The organism is Bacillus sp. ISL-34, assembly GCF_018613325.1.
GTDB lineage: Bacteria > Bacillota > Bacilli > Bacillales > DSM-1321 > Peribacillus.
This window is the reverse complement of the sequence record NZ_JAGGQJ010000009.1, coordinates 70144-95381: the sequence shown is the minus strand read 5'-3', so window position 1 is coordinate 95381 and position 25238 is coordinate 70144. Positions and strand designations below refer to the sequence as shown.

Below are 25238 nucleotides of genomic sequence, written 5' to 3'. Positions count from 1 at the left end.
GGGCGGTCAAAACGGAGGCCAGCCGGGCATGATGATGGGCGGTCAAAATGGAGGCCTACCAGGCATGATGATGGACGGCCAAAACGGAGGTCAGCCGTGGATGATGGGCGGTCAAAACGGAGGTCAGCCAGGCATGATGCCGAGACAATTTGGTGGTCAGCCGGACATGATGCGCGGTCAGCTTGGGGGGCAACCTGAAGCTATGTTACCTGGACAAATGGGAGGCCAGCCAGGCCAATTCGGGGGCGTTCGTGCGCCTGAAACATTTGGGATACCGACATATGTAGATGAAAGCGATGACTACTAATTATCAAGGAGACAGTGTTTTTAACACTCGTCTCCTCTCTTATTTAAATCGTAAGCCAAAGAATGTCCACCATCTTCAAAGCAGTGTCTATTTAATAACTTTTGAAAAGGGCCATCCAATGATCCTTAAAGGATTCGACAGTTTTGAAAAATGGGATCGGCAAAGAGAATTGACTTCTTTGTTAAAACAAAAGGGTTTTCATCAAACGTATTATATTCATCAGAATTTAATGCCCTTTGAATTTAAAGGAAAATGGTATGGCAGTATGGACTATTTTCCGCCGAGTAAGAAAAAATTCAGGTTTTCCAATCGTAAGGACCGCTTAGAGGGCATTCAGTTACTGGAAAGCTTCCATGATGTGTCGGAACATCTCTCCATTAACGCGCCTGTGTTCAATCAATCAAAAAAGTGGAAAGAACGTTTATCACTTTTTAAAAAGAACTTTTCTTACGTTCGCCAATATGTTTCCGAAGATATTATCAAGGAATGGATTAGATGGGGGGAGTGGGCGCTAGAGGGGTTTGATAAAAATCAGTCTTTATGGAATAAGGAAAAGAAAGTCATCATTCATGGTGATTGTGCCCACCATAATTTCTTGCGCAGAGCGGACGGCACTTTGACTTTAATCGATTTTGACTTAATGGCAAATGCCCCGAGGTGCATTGATTATTTACAGTATGCAAATCGAATATCGCATCATTTGGAAGATGCGGCCACCGAGCTGTGGGAAGTTCCGCAATTGCAAAGGCATCAGTCAGACCTGGCCTTTTTATATGCTCTAACTTATCCTACCGATATTTTCCGTGAATGGAATCGTCTTAATAAAAGTTCCTCCCAGCTTCATTCGGTCTGGAAAATGTCCGTGGAAGGTTTTTCGGAGCGGATGGCGATGAATGAAAAATTGGCAAAAAGGATTTCTTCCCTTGATAGGAATTAAAACGGGTTTTTGGCCGTATCTTACAGAGTACATTTCCCGTTCGACACCCATGCTAATTATGAGCGGAATATAGCTCATTCTATTGCAATGGGAGGGTTATTGGTGCAGAAAATAAAATGGGCACAGCCGCTTTGTACGGTATTGGCCGCCGTCAGTTTGGTTGGATGTGCTAATAATGATACAGCGGAAAATGAGAATATCACGAATGATACAGGATACCATGAAAAAGATGCATTGGTACGCAACATCAATTATGATAATATGGTGCAAGGTTTATACAATAAAGATGATGCGTACAGTAAGAGTGACCGTAACTACCATGGACATGAAAGTAAACCGCTTAAGGCCAAATCATCTTATTATAATTCTTATGAAGGCGCTTTAGCCGACAAAGTCAATGGTGCCGCCAATAAAGTGGAGCCGGTTATCGATGCCAGGACAATCATCATGAAAGACGAAATGCTGGTAGCCTTGCTGCTTGATGACTACAGCCAAGCAAAAGATGTTAAAGAAAGAATCAAGAAGGAAATCGGACCGCTTACCAATGGCCGTACCATATATGTCACCACCGATGAAGGTGTTTATTTCAGGACGATGACACTTGATAACAATCTTCGGGATGGCGATACGAGGGAAATGATCATTTTGGATGCCAATGACATGTTCGATAACCTTAACATTCACGAAAATCACTTAAAATAATTAGTGAGCTGACCCAATATGGAGTCAGCTCTTTTTGATTTTTCTCTGGTTAATAATCCTTATTTGGGTCAAACTACATAAAAAGTAAACGCCTTAAGAGGTGAGTATATTGATTAATCAACTTAAAATCCAACTTTTCATGACACTTTTCATATTGCCATTTTGCTTAACCGTTTTTGCCGAAGAAACCGTTCAAAAGGAAAATGATCCAATTGAGAGGAAGGTCATTCTTCAGCGTATGTATCTGGATGGCGAGTTAAGCGAAGAGAAATTGACAGAAACAATTTGGTCGATGGAGGACTTTTGGTCAAAATATGAAGGATGGAAAGTCGTCGATCAAAATGAAGAGCGGATTGTCATGAAGAAAATTGAAAATGACATATCTCCGCTTTTAAAAGCGAATGGTTACCTTGGGATGAGGGAAGATGGTACGTTATCCATTTTTATCGGAAGGCCTGAGCACGCCAAGATCATTCATACTTTCTACCAAATAGACGTTGGTAAACTTGAAGCATACAAGCAGGAGGAACTGCAAAAAGGGATTCCAATCATGAATAAAGACCAATATGAACAGCTCATTAAAGAGTATAAGCCATATTCGGTAAACTAGGATGGGATGACACCCATCCTTTTTTGTTTTTCAACGGAAAACCCTGATCCCCAAATGTAATAAAACGGGCTTTCGTCCATTGTAAAAGTCTTTGCGCCTGCTAATAACTTTTAATGAACAACATCCCGTTTTTATGATAAAATGAGAGGTACAGCAAAATCAGGGAGAGAATTAATTTGTATGATTTTATAAAAGGCAAGGTAGATTATATTGGGCCTGAATACATAGTTGTGGAAAATGGGGGGATCGGATATCAAGTGATGACACCGAATCCTTTTATTTTTTCCGCTCAATTCCAGAAAGAAATTCAAGTTTTCTTGTATCATTATGTTCGTGAGGATATGGCCGCATTATACGGATTTCAGACTCGTCAAGAAAAAGCGCTATTCACAAAATTATTGAATGTAACCGGAATCGGGCCGAAGGGTGCGCTAGCCATATTGGCATCAGGCCAGGTTGATCAGGTGGTGCAGGCAATCGAAAATGAAGATGAATCGTTTTTGGTGAAATTCCCGGGAGTCGGAAAGAAAACGGCACGGCAGATGATTCTCGATTTAAAAGGGAAACTTGAGAACATTATTCCGGATGCGTTTCCAAGCTTGTTTAACGAAGGCGTCACGGCTGCAATCAGTCCAAATGGTTATACGGAGGAATTGGATGAAGCCGTTCTTGCATTGAAGGCCCTTGGTTATTCTGAAAAGGAAGTCCAAAAGGTTGCCAAGAAATTGCAGGCTGAAGATATGACGACCGAGCAATATATTAAGAAAGCATTGCAAATGATGTTAAGATAAGGAGTGGCGCAATGGAGGAGAGAATATTCAATCAGGAAGCCGATTTGAACGAACTGTCCTTTGAACAAAGCCTGCGGCCGCAAAACTTAAAGCAATATATCGGACAGGATAAAGTGAAAGCGAATTTGAGTGTATACATCGAAGCGGCAAGGATGCGTGAAGAAACGCTGGATCATGTACTTCTATATGGACCGCCTGGTCTTGGAAAGACGACGCTTGCCGTCATCATCGCCAATGAAATGGGTGTGAATATCCGCACGACTTCCGGTCCCGCCATTGAGCGGCCGGGAGATCTGGCGGCCATTTTGAGTGCACTTGAACCCGGTGATGTATTGTTCATTGATGAGATTCACCGTCTCCCCCGTGCTGTCGAAGAAGTGCTATATCCGGCTATGGAGGACTTCTGTCTGGATATTGTAGTCGGTAAGGGACCGGAAGCCCGTTCGATCAGGATCGACTTGCCGCCGTTCACGCTCGTTGGGGCCACGACACGTGCAGGCTCACTGTCTGCTCCGCTCAGGGACCGTTTTGGCGTTTTGAGCCGTCTTGAATATTATACGGAAAACCATTTGACTGATATCATCATCCGTACAGCCAAAATCATGGATACGGAAATGGATGGTCAAGCAGCGGCAGAGCTTGCAAGAAGGTCAAGGGGCACCCCGAGAATTGCCAATCGGCTTTTACGGAGGGTCAGGGATTTCGCCCAGGTACGCGGTGATGGTACGATAACGGCCGATCTTGCCGATTATGCGCTTGAATTAATGCAGGTCGACCGTTTAGGACTCGATCATATTGACCATAAATTACTTAAAGGGATCATTGAAAAATTCCGTGGCGGGCCCGTGGGTCTGGAAACGATTGCTGCAACGATTGGCGAAGAGGCACATACGATCGAAGATGTGTATGAACCATATCTGTTACAAGTCGGTTTTCTTCAGCGTACCCCAAGAGGCCGTATGGCAACACAGCTTGTTTATGAGCATTTCGGAATGGAGATGCCTGAATGATGAATATACCAAAGATGGTTATGATCCTGGGTGTGATTATATTCGTGATTGGTTTTGCGATGAAATATATCCATCTCGGCAGGCTGCCGGGAGATATTTTTCTGAAAAAGGGGAATACGACGTTTTACTTTCCTATAGTTACTTCAATCATCGTCAGTGTTGTGTTGTCCGCGATTTTTTATTTGATCGGCCGTTTTAAATAATGTTTACAGCTTGATAGACATGTAAGGAAGTGGAACAGATGAAATTGGATATGTTTGATTTTCATTTACCGGAGGAACTGATTGCCCAAGTTCCTTTGGAGGATAGGGAAGCAAGTAGATTGATGGTGCTGGACAAAGAAACCGGTGAGCTCCAGCATGATGTATTCAGTCATATCACGGAATATATCAAACCGGGAGATTGCCTGGTGTTGAATGATACCAAGGTGCTTCCGGCCCGGCTATACGGCAGTAAAGAAGGAACGGGTGCAAAAATCGAAGTATTGCTGCTTAAGCAAGAGCATGATGATGTATGGGAAACGCTTGTGAAGCCAGCCAAACGGATTAAAGAAGGCTCGACAATCGTTTTTGGCGATGGTAAGCTGAGTGCCGTCTGTACAGGTGTACTAGAGCATGGCGGCCGAATCCTTGAATTTAAATATGAAGGCATATTTTATGAAATACTGGAGAAGCTTGGCGAAATGCCGTTACCTCCATATATCAAGGAACAACTCGACGACCAGGACCGCTATCAAACGGTATATGCGCGTGAACGGGGATCTGCAGCGGCACCTACCGCTGGCCTGCATTTTACGGAGGATTTGCTCGGGAAACTTAGAGGGATGGGTGTCCATATCGCTTTCATCACACTGCATGTCGGGCTTGGTACATTCCGTCCAGTAAGCGTCGACGATATTGACAGCCACGAAATGCATTCGGAATTTTATCAAATGACGGAAGGAACTGCCAGATTACTGAACGATGTGAAAGAAAAAGGCGGGAAAATCATTACGGTCGGCACTACGTCCACAAGGACATTGGAAACGATTGCGTCCCGCAATGATGGGGTTTTCAAGGAAGAGAATGGCTGGACGAGCATCTTCATCTATCCTGGTTATGAGTTCAAGGGGATCGATGCGATGATAACGAACTTCCATTTGCCCAAATCGACTTTAATCATGCTTATTTCTGCACTTGCAGGCAGGGAGCATGTCCTTCATGCCTATGAAACGGCTGTGGAAGAAAAATACAGGTTCTTTAGTTTTGGAGATGCAATGTTAATTAAGTAATATAAGAGTGAGAAGCTCTTGAAGGGAGTTATTGCGTTGACTGCAATACGATATGAGTTAATCAAAACATGTAAACAGACAGGGGCACGGCTAGGCCGGGTCCATACGCCGCATGGTTCTTTTGAAACGCCGGCATTTATGCCGGTTGGAACGATGGCCACTGTCAAAACGATGTCCCCGGAAGATTTGAAACAAATGGGGGCAGGCATCATCCTGAGCAATACGTACCACCTATGGCTGCGCCCGGGGCATGAAATCATCAAGGAAGCTGGCGGATTGCATAAGTTCATGAACTGGGATCGTGCGATTTTGACGGATTCAGGCGGCTTTCAAGTCTTCAGTTTAAGCGAGTTCCGCAAAATTGAAGAAGAGGGCGTGCATTTCAGGAACCATCTGAATGGCGATAAATTATTTTTATCCCCGGAAAAAGCGATGGAAATCCAAAATGCGCTTGGCTCCGATATTATGATGGCATTCGATGAATGTCCGCCATTTCCGGCGACTGAAGAGTATATGAAGAAGTCGGTTGAACGGACATCGCGCTGGGCGGAACGCTGTTTGAATGCACATGAGCGTCCAAATGACCAAGGGCTGTTCGGGATCGTTCAGGGCGGGGAGTTTGAAAACCTTCGCAAACAAAGTGCAAAAGACCTTGTCTCCCTTGACTTCCCGGGTTATGCTATTGGAGGGCTATCCGTTGGGGAACCGAAGGATATCATGAACCGCGTCCTTGAGTTTACAAGTCCGCTGCTGCCAAGTAACAAACCTCGTTACCTGATGGGAGTCGGATCGCCGGACTCATTGATCGATGGTGCACTCCGCGGTATCGATATGTTTGACTGTGTACTGCCGACGCGAATTGCGCGTAATGGTACGCTCATGACGAGCAATGGGCGGCTGGTTGTGAAAAATGCGAAATATGCACGCGATTTCGGTCCAATCGATGAAAATTGCGATTGCCATGTTTGCAAGAATTATAGCCGGGCATATATCCGCCATTTGATTAAGTGTGAAGAAACCTTTGGGATTCGCCTTACGACTTACCATAATCTTCATTTTCTGTTAAACTTGATGGAACAGGTCAGACAAGCTATTCGAGAAGATCGTCTTGGAGACTTTAGGGAAGAGTTTTTTGAGCAGTATGGTTTCAATGAACCAAATGCGAGAAACTTCTAATTCCATAAATATTTTAATGAACGAAAGGAGTGAATATACAAAATGGGTTCTTTAACACAAATACTTCCGTTGATTTTAATGTTCGTATTGTTCTATTTCTTATTGATCCGCCCGCAGCAAAAACGCCAAAAGGCTACGCAAAGCATGCAAAGCAGTTTGAAAAAAGGTGATAAAGTTGCTACTATCGGCGGCATGCACGGAACAATCGATGCAATCGATGAACTGCAAATCGTCATTAAATCACCAGACGGTACAAAACTGACGTTTGACCGTGCAGCAATCCGTGAAATTACGGAAAGTGCACCGAATAAAGAAACATCTCTATAAGACAAACGAAAACCGGGCCATGTGCCCGGTTTTTTGCTTTGTTTTTCATTCGGAGCGGGAGTCGGAACTCATGTTGACCCCAAGCACGCCACCCATCATGGCCGTAATCACGAAACAGCCATAGTATATCCATTGCTTGATCGTGAAAAGTGCATCATGTCCTAAATATTGAAAAAGGAACACGACCAACAGATAAAGCAACCCAGTGCTTCCGCCCAGGAATAGTCCTTGCTTTTTCCCTTTGCCTCCTGAAATGAATCCACCAATGAACAGCGATAAAAAGGACACGATCATGATCACGTATGTCAGGGATGATTCCGTCAGTGAAGTGAAACGAAGAAGGATGGATACGATTAAACTTGCAATCATCGCTATGGCAAAGATGGAGCCTACGCCATAAATTACGGCGACACTCATTTTTTTAGTTTCGATGGGTATTCCTCCTTTTTAAAAGGCTGATACGTTTAGCCTGTTTATGTGTTTGTACAAGCATATTCCCCATATCGAACCTTTAGACCAGCTTTAAGAAGCTTCCCGTAAATTATGAAAAGATTATAGAGTAATTTTTCATTTCCCAAGCCATGCTATGGATGAAGGAAGTGTTATTCAATTGGATACCTTGGCTATTATTTTTAGAACAACAGTGATCTATCTAGTCATACTATTACTATTCCGAATGATGGGTAAGCGGGAAGTTGGGGAACTGAGCATTCTTGATTTAGTGGTATCCATCATGATAGGGGACATTGCCGTTCTATCCTTTGAAGATTTGGATAGACCATTTTTCAGGCAAATCGTTCCGATGTTCGTACTTGCTTTTATCCAAATAATCATGGCTTACATCTCATTGAAAAGCATAAGGTTTCGAAACATCGTGGACGGTACGCCGCAGATCATCATCAATCAAGGGAAAATAGATGAAAAAGCGATGCGCAGGCAACGATATAATTTCGATGATTTATTGACCCAGCTGCGTGAACAGGGGATCAGTGATTTAAATGAAGTGCAATTCGCAATCCTCGAATCCTCCGGAAAGCTTTCGATCATCAAGAATACCCGAGGCAAAAGGTCTAAAATCAAGGAAACACCTTATCCCCTTATAATCGACGGGGAGATACAGGAGAATAATCTCGATAGAATTGGCAAAAATCATTTTTGGCTCCGGCACCAGTTGAAAAAACTGGGGGAAACGAAGATTAAAGAGATTTCGATTTGTGGGTACATAGATGGCCAATTTTACATCGATAAAAATGAAACGAAGAAATGAACCGAAGCCTTTAAATGCTTCGGTTCAATTCATTTCCAAGCGAATTTTGATAAAAATCCGCCCACTACAGGGATTCTGATCAAATCCGCCTTTTTTATGCTGCCGGTCATAAGCAGGAAAAATGTGAACAGCAGGATTACGACAGTCACGGAAAGCAAAAGCCGTGCGCCAAGAGGCTGTGAGGAGAGCGGGAATTGATAAAGATAATAACCGCCCCATCCTGAAATTAATGCAAGGACCAAAGCTGATATATAGCTGCGAAAATGAAGCGTGAAAGGGACGACCTTCAGGACGGTTGAAAAATGAAGGAAGGTAACGAGCATCGAACCGACAGCGATCCCGATTGCGGCTCCCATGATCCCGAAACTTTCCTTTGATGCCAGCAGCCAGATCACACCGATTTTAAGGATGTTCCCGGCAAGGCTGTTGAACATTGCGGCCTTTGCAAGATCCAGCGCTTGCAGCATGGATTGCAGCGGATATTGAAAGTAATAAAGGATGAAAAAGGGTGCCAGGAATTTAATGAAAATGGCAGCATGTGAAGAGCCATACATGACTTGTAAAATCGGTTCGGCAAAGATGAACAGAATGACGATGGCTAAACAGCCAGTGATAAAGGTGATCTTCAGTGCCTGCTGAAGCCTGTGTTCAACGAGTAAAAAGTTTCCGGTCGTACGGGCTTCGCTCACTGCCGGGACAAGTGCCGTCGCCAATGATGACGTAACGAAAGAAGGAAGCATGAGTAAAGGCAGTGCGTACCCTGTCAGCTCCCCGTATTGACTGGTGGCTGCGGCTGCGGTGACCCCGGCGATAGCCAAACTCTGGGCGACCACTATCGGTTCGAAAAACCATGAAACCGATCCAATCATCCTGCTTCCGGTGGAAGGAAGGGCAATCCCCATCAATTCGGTAAATGTTCCTTTTCCGGATTTGACATTCTTGAAGAAACCCTTCCTGAACTTAAAATGTTTCTTTAATTTAAAGCTGGTCAATAAGTAGATGAGAGATACAAGCTCACCGATAATCGATGCGAACATCGCCCCGGCTGCAGCATATTCAATTCCATATGGCAAAAAGGCCTTCGTCAGGACGGCTATGAAAGTGATTCGGGCCACCTGTTCGATAACTTGTGAGAAAGCGAAGGGCTTCATATTTTGCTTGCCTTGGAAATAACCGCGCAGTACGGATGATATGGCAATGATCGGTACGATAGGGGCAATCGCCATGAGCGGCCATACCGTCCGTTCGTCAGTGAATAGATATTCTGAGAGAACCGGCGCGAAAATGAGCATCGCAGGAGTGAAAATCATCGATAGAGTAAAGGTGCACGCCAAAGAGACTACAAGGATTTTCTTGATTTTCCGTTCATCACCTCTGGCATTTGCCTCAGCCACGTATTTTGAAATGGCGATTGGCAGGCCTAACTGGGTTATGTTCACGACGAGAAAGAGGGTCGGTAAAGCCATCATATATAAACCAACGCCTTCTTCGCCGATGAAGCGGGCGATGACAATGCGGTTAATGAAACCAAGAACCCTTGTAATCAGGCTTGCGATTAATAAAATCAGCGTCCCTTTTAAAAATTTGGACATTGGACTCCCTCCCTGCCTTCTCAAAAAAGCGGTTATGCTATACAATTATCTATATGCTTGTACTTGGACAAAGCATGACAAAAGTGTTTGTTTGCGTTCTAACAAATGATAAGAAACCCTTCTAAGAAAATACGCATTCATTTGAGAATCATTTTACTGGAGGCAAAGTGATGGCAAAAAAGAATCATCCCTATCAAAGGTATTATCTAAAGGTGCGTCCATTTTTGAAGAGCAAGCGTGAGGAATTCCAAATGGTCGGATTGAATGCCGTGACGGAGGAAGACATATGGGGAACCTTAACCAAAAATAAATGGAAGCGTCCGCAGGAAAACATTCACCTTCATGAACTTGTCGCGGATATCGTGACATTTTCGAGCAATCAGTTCATGACCTTCCAAATGGTCGAAGCTTATAAATCACCAAACCTATTTGAGCCGCTTTCTGAAGAGGAACTGAAGGAACTTTTGAAAGAATGACGCAAAGATATACTTAAATTGACAGCTGTTTGTATATGACTCATAATAGATATTGTTATGCTTTTTTTGGAAAAGCATGGAAAGCTGTGTCTTTTTCTCAAGAAGCAAAGGGTATGCAGTTATCATATAAACAAAAAATGACAGTTTTTTTTTTCACTTCAGGAACAGGCGTATTATAGAAAGGGGCCTACTACATAATGGTAAAAAGAAGCAGGATCGTTGCGTTTTTTCTAATCGCACTTTTGATTTTCGCAGCGATGGGGACGACTTCAAAAGGAATCCTAAAGGATATCAAGCTGGGTCTTGATCTTCAAGGCGGTTTTGAAGTGTTATATGAAGTAAAACCGCTGTCTGGGGAAAAGATCACCCCGGATGTTTTACGGGCTACAGTAAGCTCGCTTGAGCGGCGTGTCAATGTTTTGGGCGTTAGCGAACCTAACATTCAAATCGAAGGGAAGGACCGGATCCGCGTTCAATTGGCTGGGGTCAAAGACCAAAACAACGCTCGGGAAATCCTTTCGACACAAGCCAAATTATCCTTCCGTGACTACAACGATAAGGAAATGATGACCGGTGCCGACCTGAAAGAAGGCGGCGCGAAACAAACGTTCCAAGATAATAAACCGGTCGTCGAAGTCACATTGAAAGATGTTGATAAGTTTAAGGACATCACTCAAAAAATATCCTCGATGGAAAGTCCTACTAATGTACTTGCAATCTGGTTGGATTTCGAGGAAGGAAAAGATTCCATTAAGGATACAGCCTCACAGGACAATATGATATCCGCTCCATATGTCAGTGAAGTTTTCAATACGAAGAAGGTGTATATTACCGGTCAATTCACGGTGGAAGAAGCGAAAGAGCTTGCAGCCCTTCTGGATGCAGGTGCCCTGCCTGTTGATTTAACAGAAAAGTACTCCACTTCTGTAGGTGCCCAATTCGGTGCAGGTGCCCTGAATGATACTATTTTTGCAGGGATCATCGGAATTGCACTTGTTTTTATCTTCATGCTTGTGTATTACCGCTTCCCAGGATTCATTGCAGTCGTCACTTTAAGCATATACATTTTCTTGACGCTATTAGTGTTTGATTGGATGAATGCGGTTCTTACGCTGCCCGGTATTGCAGCACTGGTACTCGGGGTCGGGATGGCTGTCGACGCCAATATCATAACCTACGAGCGAATCAGGGATGAATTGAAACTTGGCAGATCCGTTAAGGCAGCTTATAAAGAAGGTACCAAGAATTCACTTGCTACGATCACGGATGCCAACTTAACGACCTTGCTGGCTGCGGCCGTACTGTTCTATTATGGAACAAGCTCGGTTAAAGGGTTTGCCACCACTTTGATCATTTCGATTTTAATGAGTTTCATTACAGCCGTTTATGGCACGCGCCTCTTCATGAGCCTATGGGTGAATAGCGGGTTCCTCGACAAACGTGCATCATGGTTTGGCGTGAAGAAGAAATACATTCACGATTTATCCGAGAAAATGGATTTAATGTCATTGCCAACACGCTTTGATAAAATCGATTTCGTCAAGCATCGGAAAGTTTTTTATGGCATTTCAATCGGTGTCACCATTATCGGGATCATCTTCCTGCTTGTCTTCAGATTGAATCTTGGGATTGATTTCACGAGCGGTACCCGAATCGAGATTGCGTCCAAAGATGTCTTGACGATTCAGCAAGTCAAATCCGAAATGGAAAAGGTCGGTATCGACGAAGAGGATATCAAGGATGTCAGGCTCGCTGGACAAGACAATAATAATGCTGTCGTTCGGACAGTCGGTGTCCTCGATAAACAAGAGATCGCTGAATTGAAAGACCATTTCAAGAAGGATTACGGAGCAGAACCGAATGTCAGCACCGTATCACCGACTGTAGGGAAAGAGCTTGCGAAAAATGCCATGTTTGCATTAGCGATTGCATCAATCGGAATCATATTGTATGTTTCGATACGATTCGAATGGCGAATGGCTGTACCTGCCGTCGTCGCGCTTATACATGATGCATTCTTCATCATCACGATTTTCAGCGTACTCCGGCTCGAAGTGGATATCACCTTCATTGCTGCGGTTCTGACGATCGTCGGTTATTCAATCAATGATACGATCGTAACCTTTGACCGTATTCGTGAAAACCTGCGCTTTAGCCGTAAAATCAAAACCGTCGAAGAACTTGAGAACATCGTGAACATCAGTATCAGGCAAACTTTGACGAGATCCATTAACACGGTTCTGACCGTTCTCATCACGGTCATCGCGTTGATGATCTTCGGCAGTGAAGCTATCAGAAACTTCTCCATTGCCCTGTTTATCGGTTTAATATGCGGTGTGTATTCATCGCTATTGATCGCTTCCCAATTCTGGCTTGATTTGAAAATCAGGGAATTGAAGAAGAAAGGTCCGCTGAATACCGCAAAAGAAAAGAAACAAAGCCTTGAAGGACAAGTTTAATATAGGTGAGAGGGGGCTGGCTTGATGCCAGCCTTCTTTTTGTTGAACTAAGCTTATTGAATAGGCAATTAAAGCCAATTATGAGTTTAAAATAAAATTGAAACTGGTATATTCGTTTTGTATAATGAGTAGGTTGAGGGGTGAATAAATGTTAAAGCCAAAAACCCGGTGGAACTTGCGAACTGCCGATGAAAACAAAGTTGCTGTACTAGCTGAAGAGCTTCATATCACACCTTTGGTTGCAGCCCTGCTTGTGAATCGAGGCCTTGATACGATTGATAGTGCCCGATCGTTTTTATTTGTAAAAAATCAAACTTTTCATGATCCATTTTTATTGAAGGATATGGATAAAGCAGTATATAGAATAAGAGAAGCCATTCAAAATGGAGAAAAAATACGTATATTCGGTGATTATGATGCGGATGGTGTGACATCGACCACAGTGATGATGACGGCGCTGACGAGATTGGGGGCCGATGTTGATTTTTATATCCCGAATCGTTTTACAGAGGGATATGGTCCGAACCCGATGGCTTTCCGCCTTGCAGCAGAGCAAGGGGTGAAGGTATTAATAACCGTCGATACCGGAATTTCTGCAGTCGGTGAAGCGAAACTTGCCGGCGAGCTTGGCATGGATTATATATTGACCGACCACCACGAACCGGGACCGGAACTGCCTGAAGCATTGGCAATCATCCACCCTAAACTCGAGGACAGTTCCTATCCATTTAAAGAGCTTGCCGGAGTAGGGGTCGCATTTAAGCTTGCACACGCCTTGCTTGGGGAACTGCCTGAGGATTTACTTGAGATAGCGGCAATCGGAACGATAGCGGATTTGGTGCCTTTACAAGGGGAAAACCGCGTCATCGCTGCGAAAGGCATCGAGCAGTTACGTTTGACTCGCCGCCCGGGACTTGTTGCCTTAATGAAAGTGGCGAATGTTCAGCAGGAAGCATTGAATGAAGAATCGATCGGCTTTGCGATGGCACCGCGGATCAATGCTGTCGGGCGCCTTGGAGATGCCGATCCCGCTGTCGATTTATTGATGTCCGCAAGCCTGGAAGAAGCAATGGAACTTGCCAATGAAATCAATGATATCAATAAAGAACGGCAGGAAATGGTTGCAGCAATGGCGGAGGAAGCGATTGCTGAAGTCGAGGAAAACTTCCCGCCGGAGTCCAATGGCGTGCTCATCATCGGCAGGGAAGGCTGGAACGCCGGAGTTGTGGGGATTGTGGCCTCTAAACTTGTTGAACGCTTTTACCGGCCCACGATTGTATTGAGCTATGACCGGGAAAAGGGATTAGCTAAAGGTTCTGCCCGGAGCATCGCCGGTTTCGATCTTTTTGAGAGTCTTTCTACCTGTCGCGAATTGCTGCCTCATTTCGGTGGACATCCGATGGCTGCTGGAATGACATTGAAAATTGAAGATGTCCAGGAGCTTAGGGACCGCATGAACTTGATTGCGAAGGAACAACTGAACGAAGAGGACTTCACACCGATTACAAACTTGGACGGAGCAACGACTTTAGCTGAAGTTTCCATTCAAACGATTCAGGAAATGAGCTTGCTGGCGCCATTTGGAGTTACGAATCCTAAACCGAAGATTTTGATAGATTCCGTACAACTTTCAAGTGTCCGTAAAATTGGTGCCAACCAAAATCACTTGAAGGTCCAGTTGGAAGATGGTGAAAATCATAAACTTGACGGTGTGGGCTTCGGTCTCGGTCATTTTGTCGATGAAATAGCTCCGCACGCTGAAGTCTCGGTTATTGGTGAGCTTTCCATCAATGAGTGGAATAATATGAAAAAGCCCCAGATCTTTGTCCAGGATATCTCGGTAAACCATTGGCAGTTATTCGATTACCGCGGCAAGGGACAGGCAGAGAAGTGGCTTGCCGACATTCCTGCACAAAACCGGAAGATCGTCATTTTCTCGGAAGGTATTTATAGCAGATATCCATTTTTACAAAACCATCCAGATCTCGTTACTATCAAGAATGAACTGGATGCAGAGCAGCTCGACTGCTTCGAAGGTCATTTGGTATTCATGGACATGCCGCCGTCAAGGGAATATTTGAAATGGGTGATTGCCGATAAGAACCCTTCGCGTATCTACGCTCACTTTTCCCATGAACAGGACCATTTCCTAAGCACGATGCCAACAAGGGATCATTTTAAATGGTTTTATGCCTTCCTTTCCAAAAAGGGGCCGCTCGATGTGAAAAGATATGGTGATGACCTAGCCAAATATCGCGGCTGGTCAAGAGATACCGTGGATTTCATTTCTAAGGTGTTTTTTGAGCTTGATTTTGTTACAATAGAGAATGGGTTAATTATGCTCACAACCAATGCGAAAAAACGCGATCTCAGTGAATCTGAATCGTATACAAGAAAGAAAGAGCAATTTGAGCTTGAACAAGAGCTTGTTTATTCTTCCTATCAGCAATTATTCGATTGGTTCAATCATTATTTAGTTCATGAGGCAACAGACCTTGAGGAGGAAACAAAGCAATGGATTTAAAGCAATATGTAACAATTGTGCAAGACTGGCCAAAACCGGGTATTGTCTTCAAAGATATTACAACATTAATGGATAACGGCGCAGCTTATAAATACGCAACAGACCAAATCGTCGAGTACGCTCGCGATAAAAATATCGACTTGGTGGTCGGGCCGGAAGCACGCGGATTCATTATCGGATGTCCAGTAGCATACTCATTGGAAGTGGGCTTTGCGCCAGTGAGAAAAGAAGGAAAACTTCCACGTGAAACGATAAAAGTCGAATATGGCTTGGAATATGGCAAGGATGTATTGACAATCCATAAAGATGCCATTAAACCGGGACAGCGTATCCTGATTACGGATGATTTGCTTGCTACCGGGGGAACAATCGAAGCGACGATCAAATTGGTTGAACAGCTTGGCGGAATTGTAGCCGGGATTGCATTCCTTATTGAATTGACTGACTTGGATGGTAAAGATAAATTAGACGGCTATGATGTCTTGACATTAATGAGCTTTTAATAAAGGAGAGCACTCTGACCGGGGTGCTCTCTTTCTGTTTTACTCGTTTTAGCTGGATTTTGTCGAATTTCCAGTGAAAAAATGCACTATTCTTAATAAAATACACGTTTAACTCTTTACATCCTTGCCTTTTTTTTCGATAATAGTAATAATAAAGAGTTTTTCTGCTAATAAGTTTATTTGCACTTGTATCCGTTTAAGCGGATTTATTTTTTTTCGCAAAAATTGTCACGTTTTGCAGAATAAAGGGAAGTGCTACCAATCATACTCAATCCGGATGATATCCGGTGGCAGTTAAAGTGGGGTTAAGGTGATTAAATGGCTAATGATCAAATATTGACTGCCGAGCAGGTTGTAGAACGGGCCAGCTTATATCTTCAGCCGGAAGAAGCTGAATTTATTCATAGAGCGTTTAAGTATGCAGAGTATTCTCACCGAGAACAATTCCGTAAATCGGGAGAGCCGTATATTATTCATCCGATTCAAGTGGCGGGCATTCTGGCTGATCTTGAAATGGACCCTGCAACCATTGCGGCAGGTTTTTTACATGATGTTGTTGAAGACACGGAGATCACTCTGAAGGATATTGAAGAAAATTTCAGTCCTGAAGTCGCCATGCTTGTGGATGGCGTGACCAAGTTAGGGAAAATCAAGTATAAATCACAGCAGGAGCAACAGGCGGAAAACCATCGGAAAATGTTCGTGGCGATGGCCCAGGATATACGGGTCATCTTGATCAAACTTGCGGACAGACTGCATAATATGCGGACATTGAAGCATCTGCCGCAGGAAAAGCAGAGAAGGATATCGAACGAGACGCTGGAAATCTTCGCACCGCTTGCTCATCGTCTTGGTATCAGCACGATTAAATGGGAACTGGAAGATACTGCACTAAGGTATTTGAATCCTCAGCAGTATTACCGAATCGTCAACCTGATGAAGAAAAAGCGTGCAGAACGTGAAAATTATTTGGAAGAAGTCATTGATGAAGTGCGTAAAAACGTTGAGGAAGTCAACATTAAAGCTGACCTTTCCGGCAGACCGAAGCATATATACAGCATTTATCGCAAAATGGCTTTGCAGAATAAACAGTTCAGCGAAATTTATGATTTGCTTGCCGTTCGGATCGTCGTCAATAGCATCAAAGATTGCTATGCCGTTTTAGGGATCATCCATACATGCTGGAAGCCGATGCCTGGCCGATTCAAAGACTATATCGCGATGCCGAAGCCGAATATGTATCAATCGCTCCATACGACGGTGATCGGACCGAAAGGCGATCCGCTGGAAGTGCAGATCCGTACTTCCGATATGCATCGCATTGCCGAGTTCGGGGTTGCCGCGCACTGGGCTTATAAAGAGGGAAAAGATGTCGGTGAACAGCCTTCACTGGAAGAAAAATTGACATGGTTCCGGGAAATTCTTGAATTCCAGGATGATGCGACCAATGCAGAGGAATTCATGGAATCCCTTAAAATAGATCTTTTTTCTGATATGGTATTCATTTTCACACCAAAAGGCGATGTCATCGAACTGCCATCAGGATCCAACCCGATTGATTTCGCTTACCGGATTCACTCGGAAATCGGAAACAAAACGATTGGTGCCAAAGTGAACGGAAAAATGGTACCGCTGGATTATAAACTGAAAACTGGCGACATCATAGAAATCTTAACTTCGAAGCATTCTTACGGTCCAAGTCAGGATTGGCTTAAACTAACGCAAACATCTCAGGCGAAAAATAAGATCCGCCAATTTTTCAAGAAGCAGCGCCGGGAAGAAAATATCGAAAAAGGCAAAGAGCTTGTTGAAAAGGAAATCAAGGATATGGAGTTCGACCTGAAGGAAATCCTGACTGCCGAGAATATCAGGCGTGTTGCAGATAAATTCAACTTCCTGAATGAAGAGGATATGTATGCAGCAGTCGGATATAACGGAATAACTGCCCTTCAGGTTGCTAACCGCCTTACCGAAAAATGGCGTAAGCAGAAAATGATCGAGCAGGAAGCAGATATTTCTGAAGCGGTTGCCGATCTGAAAACCTTCTCCAATTCATCTAAAAAACGTGACTCAGGTGTACAGGTACCGGGGATTGATAACCTGCTTATCCGTTTATCACGCTGTTGCAACCCAGTTCCAGGGGACGAAATCGTCGGTTATATAACCAAAGGCCGCGGAGTTTCAGTTCATAGACAAGACTGCCCGAACCTGGATAGCGGGGATGCCGATCATCGCCTTGTACCGGTTGAATGGGAAAGTACGATTAACGAACGCAAGGAATACATCGTAGAAATCGAAATCAGCGGCTATGACCGTCGCGGCTTATTAAACGAAGTGCTGCAAGCCGTCAATGAAACCAAGACCAACATTTCGGCGGTCTCGGGTAAATCCGACAGGAATAAGGTGGCGACCATTCACATGTCGATTTATATTCATAACATTGCCCATTTACAAAAGGTCGTCGACCGTATCAAACAAATTTCAGATGTTTATTCCGTCAGAAGGATAATGAACTAAGGAGTTTTTATTGCCATGCGTGTTGTTTTACAGCGTTCCAAAGCGGCAAAAGTCGTTGTCGCAGACCAAATAATCGGGCAAATCGACAGCGGGCTCGTCCTGTTGGTTGGTGTCACCCATGGGGATACCATCGATGACGCCGCTTATTTGGCCGATAAGATTGTCAATCTCAGAATATTTGAAGATGAAAATGAAAAGATGAACCATTCACTATTGGATGTGGGAGGTTCGATTTTATCAGTTTCACAATTCACCTTATACGGCGATTGCCGCAAAGGCCGTCGACCGAACTTCATGGACGCCGCCCGTCCTGAAGAGGCGAATGAAATTTATGAAGCATTTAACGAGGAACTCCGCAAGAAAGGCGTCCATACGGAAACCGGTCAATTCGGTGCCATGATGGATGTGCAGCTTACTAATGACGGTCCCGTTACACTAATACTTGAAAGCAAAAAATAACCTGCCGCGGCAGGTTTTTTTGTAGAAAAGCCAGCTTCGATGCGAAGCTGGCTTTTCTGATTCTTATTTAAAATACCGCGCCAATCCATTATAGATGGCCGATGTGATTTTTTCTTGATACTCATTCGATGTTAACGTCAATTCTTCCACTGGATTGCTTAAATAACCTAGTTCAATAAGTGTAGCTACCCGTTTATTTTCACGGGTAACATGAAAATTCCCGTATCGTGATCCGCGATTGGGCACCTGCATGGTGGAACCGAGTGAATTGGCCAGTGTAGCCGCCAATGCACGCTGGTAGTCATGATAGTAGTATGTGGTTATCCCGCTGGTGATCTGGTCCTTGGTGCTATCATAATGGAGGCTGATGAAAGCATCCGCGTTATGTATATGTGAAGTGCTGACCCGGGAAGGGAGTGGAACATAGGTATTTCCGCTTCTGGTCAGGATCACTTTAGCTCCTGCCGCCTGAAGTTTGTCCCGCAGCAGCTCTGCCGTACGGATCGTCAGGTTTTTCTCGAGTGTTCCACCGACGCCTATTGTACCGCTATCCCTGCCGCCATGGCCGGGATCGATCACAATGGTTTTATCCTTTAAGTATTTTTCAACGCCAGGTCGTTGGATCTGCTCGGAATTCCCTTCGATCGTCACGATCCATCCGGCCACATAAGCCGTTTTTCCGCTCTTCAGTTCAATGGAATACCAGTCGCCCTCCATACCTGATGCGGAGAACGTTTCACCTGCATTGGCCTGCTCGACAATTTCCGAGTTGCCATCAGGCTCACTTCTAAGGATTGTACCATCATGAATGATGGTAATCTTGTTTCCTTTTACATCAACCTTTTTTTCCTTTACCGTTTGTTCAACATTCTCTTTTTCCAGGTACCAACTAACAACCCAGCCCTTTTTTGAACCGGAGAGCTTGATCTGCGTCATATTTCCCTTCGTTTGCAGCACGGCGTATGTCTCATCCTTGTTCACCGAACCGATGACCTTGCTTGAGAGAGAGGCTTCTTTCCTGACAATTAATCCCGGAGCGGTCACCCTTGCAGTGGCGCCTGTTGTATCATTTTTCATATCTTCTTTATCTTCGCTTACTTGTATGTAAGGTTCAGCTACCCAGCCGCGAACTCCTTGAAAATCGATTTCAGCCCATTCATTTTCAACCCGGTAAACGGTCACTGCCGTATTTTTATTCAGCTTTCCAAGCGTGGCACTGCTTGTCGATGGTTCTGAACGGACATTGAGCCGGTCCACCAAAGTTACCCCGGTTTTTACGGATTGATTCGTTTCTTTTTCCTTAGTTGAATCTTTCTTCGCTGCATTTCCTGATGCGGCGGGAAGATTAAGGTAGTCAGAAGAGACCCAGCCCTCGATATCCGCCGTGTTGACCTTTATCCAATTTTCATTCTTTTCAATGATGTCAACAGCTGTTCCTTTACTCAAGGACCCAACCGTTTGAAATGTAGTGCCTGGACCTGTACGGACGCGGACCGAGCTGCCTGATATCATGCCTTGTCCGGATTCCTTTTTGACCTGATCGGTATCAGACCCCGTTTGTCTCTCCACCAGCCAATTGGCAACCCAACCCGTTTTGCCGGCGCCAATCCGGATTTCTATCCAGTCGCCATCTTCATTCAGGATGGGATAGGATTCCCCTTCTTCCAGTTTTTTTACGATAGGGAAACTGAGACCTGCACCTTCACGGACATTGACCACTTGGGTCGTCACGATATTTTCCCCTTCATCTTTTCCAAAAGCGTGATTGACGGGGAAAATGGCTGAGAATATCAGCATCAGTGTCAGGCCGAATAAACCCGATTTCTTCTTCATAAGTTGTCTCTCCCTTTTAATGTCTATATGTATGTATTCTCGTTCAATGAAAATTTCCCTCTCTCCCTGTGCAAAAAACATTTTTTTTAGGAAAGAATAGAACTTATATAACTCTAGGAGGGAAACCACATGAAATTCAGCGAAAAAGATCAAACGAGCTTAAGCGGGGGCAATCAAGTATTGGGTGTCGATTTTCACGATTTCATTCAAAAGGAACAAAGCGCAAACCTTGTTGAATTGGCATCCGAATTCGGGGTCAATGTACGGACGGTCAAAAATCTGAAAAAACGTTTGAACCAATAAATGCGCGACAAATTCCTCAGACTGCCCTTGACATTTGATGTTAACGTCCGTATGATTATAAAATATCAGACTTATTACTGCAATAACCAATGATGGAGAAGAGTAATTAAGACACACATGAAAAGAGAGGAAATGCCGAGGCTGAAAGCATTCCGCATGATGACTTAATGAAAGAACCCTCCGTAGGCTTCACTCCGAACGGATTTACTTAATAGGAGATGGACGTAAAACAGGCGTTAACTGTTTTTTGAGCGGGGGCACTTTATTTATGTGCTTCAACTAGGGTGGCACCACGGGATATCCAAACTCTCGTCCCTTGTAACATATAAGTTACAAGGGGCGGGAGTTTTTTGTTTGGAAAAAATCAGTATGGCGCCGTATCAGAAAGGGCGCCTTGCTTTAAAGGAGGAAACACATATGTCTATTCAGATTCCTAGAGGTACCCAGGATCTATTGCCTGGCCAAACGGAAATTTGGCAGTATATCGAGAACACAGCGCGTGAGATCTGTCACCGTTATCAATATAAAGAAATCCGCACTCCGATTTTTGAGCACACGGAATTATTTTTACGCGGTGTAGGGGATACAACCGATATCGTTCAAAAAGAGATGTATTCATTTCAAGATCGCGGTGAAAGGAACTTAACCCTTCGTCCGGAAGGCACCGCATCTGTTGTACGGTCATATATCGAGAACAAAATGTTCGGGTGGGCCAATCAACCTGTCAAGCTTTATTATATCGGGCCGATGTTCCGTTACGAACGTCCGCAAGCAGGTCGATTCCGCCAGTTCGTTCAATTCGGCATCGAAGCTTTAGGGAGTAAGGATCCCGGAATCGATGCAGAGGTTCTGTCTCTTGCGATGAACCTGTACAAGGAGCTTGGCTTGAAAAAGCTGAAACTAGTGATCAACAGCCTTGGTGATAAGGAAAGCCGGACAGCGCATCGCAATGCGTTAATCAAACATTTCGAACCCCGCATCGGCGAGTTTTGCGGCGATTGTCAAAACCGTCTGGAAAAAAATCCTTTACGTATCCTTGATTGCAAAAAGGATCACGATCACGAATTGATGAGCACGGCCCCTTCCATCATTGAATATTTAAATGATGAATCCCGTATTTATTTCGAAAAGGTGAAACAGCACTTAACCGATTTGGAAATCGATTTCGTCGAAGATCCGACACTAGTGCGGGGCTTGGATTACTATAATCATACTGCATTTGAAATCATGAGTGATGCAGAGGGCTTTGGCGCCATCACTACGCTTTGCGGAGGCGGCCGATATAACGGGCTGGCTGAAGAACTTGGCGGACCGGAAACACCGGGAATCGGCTTTGCACTTAGCATTGAACGCCTGATTGCTGCCCTCCAAGCAGAGAACATCGAGCTTCCGATCAAAAAGGGAATTGACTGCTATCTTGTCTCATTAGGTGACACAGCCAAGGATTACACCGTCAAACTTGCCCATCAATTGCGGAATGCCGGTTTTACCGTCGAAAAAGACTATCAGGACCGTAAAGTGAAAGCACAATTCAAATCAGCCGACCGCCTCGAAGCAAGATATGTGGCGACACTCGGGGATGATGAATTGGCAAATAATAAAATCAATGTGAAGTTCATGGAAACTGGTGAACAAGTCCAAATCGATCTCGCTACATTCGTTGAACAATTCAAAAAGCTACAGGCTTAAGGGGGAAATACCATGTTTGGCAGAACATACTTCAATGGTGAAGTTACAGAAGCAGCTATTGGTGAAAAAGTAACATTAAAGGGATGGGTACAAAAACGCCGGGATTTGGGCGGGGTCATCTTCATCGACCTACGTGACAGAAGCGGAGTCGTCCAAGTCGTTTTCAATCCGGACATTTCGGCAGACGCGCTGGCCACAGCCGAAAAAATCCGTAATGAATATGTCCTTGATATCCAAGGGACAGTCATCAAACGTGATGAAGCCAACTTCAATCCGAACGTAACAACAGGGACTGTCGAAGTTCAAGCCGAAAACGTTACAATTTTAAACGAAGCAAAAACCCCTCCTTTCATCATTGATGAAAGAACGGATGTATCAGAAGACATCCGCTTGAAATATCGTTATTTGGACCTGCGTCGTCCGGCGATGTTCGAAACGTTGAAAATGCGTAACCAAACAACAAAAGCGATCCGTGATTACTTGGATGGTGAAGGCTTCCTTGATATCGAAACACCTATCTTAACAAAAAGTACACCTGAAGGAGCACGTGATTATTTAGTGCCTAGCCGTGTACACGAAGGGGAGTTCTATGCACTTCCGCAGTCACCGCAAATCTTCAAGCAGCTATTGATGGTATCCGGTTTCGAACGTTATTATCAAATTGCCCGCTGTTTCCGTGATGAAGACTTACGTGCTGACAGACAGCCTGAATTCACGCAAATCGATATCGAAACAAGCTTCATGAGCCAAGAAGATATCATCAACACTGCAGAAAACATGATGGCTAAAGTGATGAAAGACGTTAAAGGATTGGACGTAACACTGCCATTCCCTAGAATGACTTACAATGAAGCGATGGGCCGTTACGGTTCCGACAAACCGGATACACGCTTCGGAATGGAACTTAAAGATGTTTCCGAAATCGTCAAAGACAGTGATTTCAAAGTGTTCACCGGCGCTGTTGCAAGCGGCGGACAAGTAAAGGCCATCGTCGTTAAAGACGGAAATGCTGATTATTCCCGTAAAGACATTGATGGATTGGCTGAATTTGCAGCGATTTACGGTGCAAAGGGCCTTGCATGGCTGAAAGTTGAAGAAGACGGCGTAAAAGGGCCGATCGCGAAATTCTTCGCAGAAGATCAAGAGCAATTAGTATCCGTATTGGAAGCTGAAGTAGGCGATCTAATCTTATTCGTGGCGGATAAAAAAGGCGTAGTCGCTGATGCACTTGGAGCACTTCGCAACAAGCTAGGTAAAGAAAGAGGCTTGATCGATCAAACCAAATTCAACTTCCTATGGGTGACGGATTGGCCATTATTTGAATATGACGAAGAAGAAGGACGCTACTATGCAGCACACCATCCATTCACAATGCCATTCCGTGAAGACATGGACAAATTGGAATCAGACCCAGCAAGCGTCCGTGCACAAGCATATGACCTTGTACTGAACGGATACGAACTTGGCGGTGGATCACTGCGTATATTCGAACGCGACGTACAGGAAAAAATGTTCAAAGTACTTGGATTCTCCGAAGAAGAAGCAAACGCACAATTCGGCTTCCTAATGGATGCATTCGAATACGGAACGCCTCCACACGGCGGAATCGCCCTTGGACTGGACCGCATGGTCATGCTGCTTGCAGGCCGCACGAACCTTCGCGACACCATCGCGTTCCCGAAAACGGCAAGCGCAAGCGACCTGCTCGTTGACGCACCAAGTACTGTAAGTGACAAGCAATTGGCCGAACTTAACCTAAGACTTGCTGCACTTAAAAAGTAATTTATTTGGAAAAAATATGAAAAAATACCTAGGTGTTTTTTCTTGAAACAGAGTTAAGCATTATGATATGATATTTTCAAGAAGTAAGAGTCCTGATGTGTTCGTTCTTTAACCTATAAGTTTTGACCGAACACTTATAGTTACCGGGAGCACTAGTTTCCTGGCCGCGTAAAAGCCTCCCTCGAAGAGGACTTACAAACGCGAGGAACCGAGCACCCACCTGCGGAGAGCGGGTTCAAAACAAAGGCGTAAACGGCACAATTGGGACTCTTACACCTTACAAAGCAACTCATGTTACATAACATGGGTTTTTTTGTGCGTTAAAATAGTGAACTCACGAGAGAATGGTGCAAATTCACGAGTAAACGGCGGAAATTCCCGAGTAAATGGCGCGAATTCACGAGTAAAAGGTGAGAATTCACAAGTAAACGGCGGAAACGCACGAGTAAAAGGTGAGAATTCCCGAGTAAATGGCGTGTACTCACGAGTAAAACGCAAATTCACGAGTAAATGGCGAGAATTCACGAGTAAATAGTGTGAATTCACAAGTAAACGCCGCAAATTCACGAGTAAACGGCGAGAATTCACGAGTAAAACGCAAATTCACGAGTAAACGGCGAGAATTCACGAGTAAAACGCAAATTCACGAGTAAACGGCGAGAATTCACGAGTAAACGGCGGAAACTCACGAGTAAACGGCGAGA

General features: G+C 44.3%; 22 protein-coding genes, 1 other RNA gene, 1 pseudogene and 1 other annotated feature. Of the genes and pseudogenes, 21 read left to right on the top strand and 3 right to left on the bottom strand.

Annotated features, from left to right (window positions below; all coding sequences use genetic code 11):
• The 10 genes and pseudogenes from J7E52_RS09395 to yajC form a co-directional block, all read left to right on the top strand.
• Positions 1-307, top strand: a pseudogene (locus J7E52_RS09395) (hypothetical protein); the annotation flags it as partial.
• Positions 297-1244 (top strand): phosphotransferase, encoded by a 948-nt coding sequence (locus J7E52_RS09390; RefSeq protein WP_214745250.1) that lies wholly within the window; start codon positions 297-299, stop codon positions 1242-1244. The pseudogene J7E52_RS09395 and the gene J7E52_RS09390, both read left to right, overlap by 11 nt.
• Positions 1245-1346: 102 nt before the next feature.
• Positions 1347-1946 (top strand): YhcN/YlaJ family sporulation lipoprotein, encoded by a 600-nt coding sequence (locus J7E52_RS09385; RefSeq protein WP_214745248.1) that lies wholly within the window; start codon positions 1347-1349, stop codon positions 1944-1946.
• A gap of 109 nt (positions 1947-2055) precedes the next feature.
• Complete coding sequence (locus J7E52_RS09380; RefSeq protein WP_214745246.1) at positions 2056-2556, top strand: intercompartmental signaling factor BofC; 501 nt, start codon at positions 2056-2058, stop codon at positions 2554-2556.
• Between the two features lie 176 nt (positions 2557-2732).
• Positions 2733-3347 carry a Holliday junction branch migration protein RuvA gene (gene ruvA, locus J7E52_RS09375; protein WP_214745244.1) on the top strand — a complete coding sequence of 205 codons (615 nt, stop codon included), beginning with the start codon at positions 2733-2735 and terminating at the stop codon, positions 3345-3347.
• Positions 3348-3358: 11 nt separating this feature from the next.
• Positions 3359-4357: a Holliday junction branch migration DNA helicase RuvB gene (gene ruvB, locus J7E52_RS09370; protein ID WP_214745242.1), complete on the top strand. Its 999-nt coding sequence runs from the start codon at positions 3359-3361 to the stop codon at positions 4355-4357.
• The gene (locus J7E52_RS09365; protein WP_034308809.1) at positions 4354-4560 is read left to right on the top strand and encodes a DUF2905 domain-containing protein; all 207 of its coding nucleotides are present in this window, start codon (positions 4354-4356) and stop codon (positions 4558-4560) included. Before ruvB ends, J7E52_RS09365 begins: the two co-directional genes overlap by 4 nt.
• A gap of 38 nt (positions 4561-4598) precedes the next feature.
• On the top strand, positions 4599-5627 hold the full coding sequence (gene queA, locus J7E52_RS09360; RefSeq protein ID WP_214745240.1) for a tRNA preQ1(34) S-adenosylmethionine ribosyltransferase-isomerase QueA: 1029 nt from the start codon (positions 4599-4601) through the stop codon (positions 5625-5627).
• 30 nt (positions 5628-5657) lie between these two features.
• Positions 5658-6803, top strand: coding sequence for a tRNA guanosine(34) transglycosylase Tgt (tgt, locus tag J7E52_RS09355; RefSeq protein WP_170971609.1), 1146 nt, complete (start codon positions 5658-5660; stop codon positions 6801-6803).
• A gap of 42 nt (positions 6804-6845) precedes the next feature.
• The gene (gene yajC, locus J7E52_RS09350; RefSeq protein WP_063594272.1) at positions 6846-7130 is read left to right on the top strand and encodes a preprotein translocase subunit YajC; all 285 of its coding nucleotides are present in this window, start codon (positions 6846-6848) and stop codon (positions 7128-7130) included.
• A gap of 45 nt (positions 7131-7175) precedes the next feature.
• Here yajC and J7E52_RS09345 read toward each other — a convergent pair whose 3' ends face one another.
• Complete coding sequence (locus J7E52_RS09345) at positions 7176-7547, bottom strand: TIGR04086 family membrane protein (RefSeq protein WP_214745238.1); 372 nt, start codon at positions 7545-7547, stop codon at positions 7176-7178.
• 169 nt (positions 7548-7716) lie between these two features.
• Between J7E52_RS09345 and J7E52_RS09340 the strand changes: the two genes are divergently transcribed.
• Positions 7717-8397, top strand: coding sequence for a DUF421 domain-containing protein (locus J7E52_RS09340; RefSeq protein ID WP_214745236.1), 681 nt, complete (start codon positions 7717-7719; stop codon positions 8395-8397).
• Between the two features lie 29 nt (positions 8398-8426).
• On the opposite strand, the gene spoVB is transcribed toward J7E52_RS09340, so the two are convergent.
• Positions 8427-9989: a stage V sporulation protein B gene (spoVB, locus tag J7E52_RS09335; RefSeq protein ID WP_214745234.1), complete on the bottom strand. Its 1563-nt coding sequence runs from the start codon at positions 9987-9989 to the stop codon at positions 8427-8429.
• 170 nt (positions 9990-10159) lie between these two features.
• Between spoVB and J7E52_RS09330 the strand changes: the two genes are divergently transcribed.
• The 6 genes from J7E52_RS09330 (at position 10160) to dtd (ending at position 18927) form a co-directional block, all read left to right on the top strand.
• Complete coding sequence (locus J7E52_RS09330; RefSeq protein WP_034308797.1) at positions 10160-10465, top strand: post-transcriptional regulator; 306 nt, start codon at positions 10160-10162, stop codon at positions 10463-10465.
• 197 nt (positions 10466-10662) lie between these two features.
• Complete coding sequence (secDF, locus tag J7E52_RS09325) at positions 10663-12924, top strand: protein translocase subunit SecDF (RefSeq protein WP_214745232.1); 2262 nt, start codon at positions 10663-10665, stop codon at positions 12922-12924.
• A 148-nt stretch (positions 12925-13072) separates the two neighbouring features.
• Positions 13073-15448: a single-stranded-DNA-specific exonuclease RecJ gene (recJ, locus tag J7E52_RS09320; protein ID WP_214745230.1), complete on the top strand. Its 2376-nt coding sequence runs from the start codon at positions 13073-13075 to the stop codon at positions 15446-15448.
• Entirely contained in the window at positions 15439-15951 is a 513-nt protein-coding gene (locus tag J7E52_RS09315) for an adenine phosphoribosyltransferase (protein ID WP_061464220.1), read from the top strand. Before recJ ends, J7E52_RS09315 begins: the two co-directional genes overlap by 10 nt.
• Before the next feature lie 318 nt (positions 15952-16269).
• Entirely contained in the window at positions 16270-18468 is a 2199-nt protein-coding gene (locus tag J7E52_RS09310) for a RelA/SpoT family protein (RefSeq protein WP_214745228.1), read from the top strand.
• A 15-nt stretch (positions 18469-18483) separates the two neighbouring features.
• On the top strand, positions 18484-18927 hold the full coding sequence (dtd, locus tag J7E52_RS09305) for a D-aminoacyl-tRNA deacylase (protein ID WP_214745226.1): 444 nt from the start codon (positions 18484-18486) through the stop codon (positions 18925-18927).
• 63 nt (positions 18928-18990) lie between these two features.
• Here the strand turns inward: dtd and J7E52_RS09300 are convergent, their stop codons facing one another.
• On the bottom strand, positions 18991-20760 hold the full coding sequence (locus J7E52_RS09300) for an N-acetylmuramoyl-L-alanine amidase family protein (protein ID WP_214745224.1): 1770 nt from the start codon (positions 20758-20760) through the stop codon (positions 18991-18993).
• Positions 20761-20889: 129 nt separating this feature from the next.
• Here J7E52_RS09300 and J7E52_RS09295 point away from each other — a divergent pair, with 129 nt between their 5' ends.
• The 4 genes from J7E52_RS09295 (at position 20890) to ssrS (ending at position 24806) form a co-directional block, all read left to right on the top strand.
• Positions 20890-21063, top strand: coding sequence for a hypothetical protein (locus J7E52_RS09295; protein WP_053535815.1), 174 nt, complete (start codon positions 20890-20892; stop codon positions 21061-21063).
• 80 nt (positions 21064-21143) lie between these two features.
• Positions 21144-21383, top strand: a binding site (T-box leader).
• Positions 21384-21480: 97 nt separating this feature from the next.
• The gene (gene hisS, locus J7E52_RS09290) at positions 21481-22752 is read left to right on the top strand and encodes a histidine--tRNA ligase (protein WP_214745223.1); all 1272 of its coding nucleotides are present in this window, start codon (positions 21481-21483) and stop codon (positions 22750-22752) included.
• Positions 22753-22764: 12 nt separating this feature from the next.
• Positions 22765-24534, top strand: coding sequence for an aspartate--tRNA ligase (aspS, locus tag J7E52_RS09285; RefSeq protein WP_214745221.1), 1770 nt, complete (start codon positions 22765-22767; stop codon positions 24532-24534).
• 86 nt (positions 24535-24620) lie between these two features.
• Positions 24621-24806, top strand: a non-coding RNA gene (ssrS, locus tag J7E52_RS09280) — 6S RNA.
• Positions 24807-25238: the final 432 nt, after the last annotated feature.